This is a genomic window from Hungatella sp. SL.1.14, assembly GCF_024460495.1.
Taxonomy (GTDB): domain Bacteria; phylum Bacillota; class Clostridia; order Lachnospirales; family Lachnospiraceae; genus Hungatella; species Hungatella hathewayi.
The window spans coordinates 1-953 of the sequence record NZ_JANFYJ010000084.1 but is presented as its reverse complement, the minus strand read 5'-3'; the positions used below and the strand labels follow the sequence as shown (position 1 = coordinate 953).

The window sequence follows — 953 nt, the reverse complement described above, 5'->3', positions numbered from 1 at the left end:
TTATCGTTCCGCTTAGCGCACCATTAAATTTTAGCGTATGGTCATACACCCGCAGGAGCAGGCCCGGCACATATTTATTTTCCAGGAATGCTATGTCGTTGGCGTCAATCCTCGGTTCCCCGCGGTACTGAAGGTCATACTCCCGGTCTGCACGCATGTAGTCTCCGACCCAGTCCGCCAGATCAGCCGCATGAACGACATCGGACACCAGCGGGTTCTCCCACTGTTCCAATCTCCCGGTTGGATTCAACCGCCGGCTGACTCTGGCCTGTGTGACGATATATTCCCGGCCTGTTATCAATACTTCACATGCCCCTGTAACGCCTGTCAGTTCTACGGTAGCATAATAATTGCTACTGTCCACAATCACCGCCGTCTGGCCTGCCTGAGGCTCTGTAATCGTACAAGACAGGTCATAAGACGGGGCTGAAAAATAGATCGTATACCGGTTATCCGCGGCGCTCACGGTGACGGTCTCTTTCGCCAGTTCCTTCACCTCAACGCCCTGGCTATAGAAGGTCCTGACCACATGCAGTTCCCTGACTTTGGGAAGCTGTGTCCCCTTTGGCGTCTTCGTAAGTTCGTGGCCGTATTCCAGCATATAATCCGTGCTGTCCCCGAAAATGATGTTATTCAGTATCACCCGGTTATACGGACAGCCTTTCGTGAATTCCAGAACCAGCCGGTCAAACTCCGGAAACTCGTGACTGATAACTGTCATGGCTGTCAGCCCGGATACCATATAATCTTCCCGCGGCTCCCCGGCTAGGCTGGCGTGGAAAATTACCGTGTCCGGATTGTTCCGGCCAAACTTCAAAGTCAGTCTGAAACATTTATACCGCGCTTCCAGGCTGATTTCTACGGCAGGATTAACCGCAAACGTCCCGTCAGCGCCGGCCACAGCCTCCGAGATATAACCGGTGTTTAGATATGCCTTCCCTGTCTCCTGACGC

At 53.1% G+C, this 953-nt stretch carries 1 pseudogene; it reads right to left on the bottom strand.

Going from position 1 to position 953, the window contains the following annotated elements:
* A pseudogene (locus NE473_RS30005) lies at window positions 1-953 on the bottom strand (hypothetical protein); the annotation flags it as partial.